The sequence below is a fragment of the Sulfobacillus harzensis genome (genome assembly GCF_012933365.1).
Taxonomy (GTDB): domain Bacteria; phylum Bacillota; class Sulfobacillia; order Sulfobacillales; family Sulfobacillaceae; genus Sulfobacillus_B; species Sulfobacillus_B harzensis.
Genome location: NZ_JABBVZ010000304.1, coordinates 1 through 874, shown reverse-complemented (window position 1 = coordinate 874; position 874 = coordinate 1). Strand labels below are relative to the sequence as shown.

The window sequence follows — 874 nt, the reverse complement described above, 5'->3', positions numbered from 1 at the left end:
CGGCCTTGACCATCATCGGCGTGGATGATTGGGCGTGGAAAAAAGGCCAGCGCTACGGGACCCTAATCGTCGATTTGACCACGCATTGTCCGGTGGCCGTGTTGCCGGATCGCACCGCCGAGACGCTGGCAACCTGGCTGCGTCAGCATCCCAGCATTCAGGTCATTTCTCGGGATCGCGGAGGCCCGTATGCCAAAGGCGCCCGCGAGGGGGCCCCCCAAGCCCAGCAAGTCGCCGACCGGTTTCATCTGCTCAGAAATTGGGGTGACCGGGTCGCCTCCATCATCGGAGCCTGGCATCCGCCCGCGGGGATTCCCCAAGATCCGCGCGAAATGCCGGAGCGGCCGGACGCTGTCGCAACACCGACCGTCTCGCCGCGGAAGCGCCAGCGCTGGGAAGCGGTGCATCGATTGAATGCCCATGGATGGTCTGTCTCCGCGATTGCCGACCATCTGCATTGCGATCGGGAGACGGTCCGTAAGGATCTCGCCGCGGACCAGCCCCGGCCCCCCCGATCCCCCGGACTTCGGTCCCCGTCAGCTGAGGATCACGTGCTCAGCATATTATGGCAAGGCGATCGTCACATGACCGCGCAGGCCTTGTGGGAGGCTGCCTCCCAACAGGGTTATACGAAATCTGTGGGAACCGTCTCCCGCTGGCTCCGCCGCCGTCGCGGCCGCGTGAACCGCGGGCGTCGCGCGGCGACGCGACACCCCGACCCCCGCACGCCCCTCCAGTACCGCAAACCTTGGACGCCCCGTCAGTGGGCACATTGGCTGAGCACGGGATGGCGGCGCATTCCGCGGCACGCCACGGGGACCTTGAGTGCGCGGATTCACGAGGATCCCACCTACCGGCTGGCGTGGACGCTCAC

Annotated in this window: 1 protein-coding gene; it reads left to right on the top strand. The window is 66.5% G+C overall.

Going from position 1 to position 874, the window contains the following annotated elements:
- A partial coding sequence (locus HIJ39_RS23185) for a transposase (RefSeq protein ID WP_207711896.1) occupies positions 1-874 on the top strand: 874 nt, incomplete at both ends.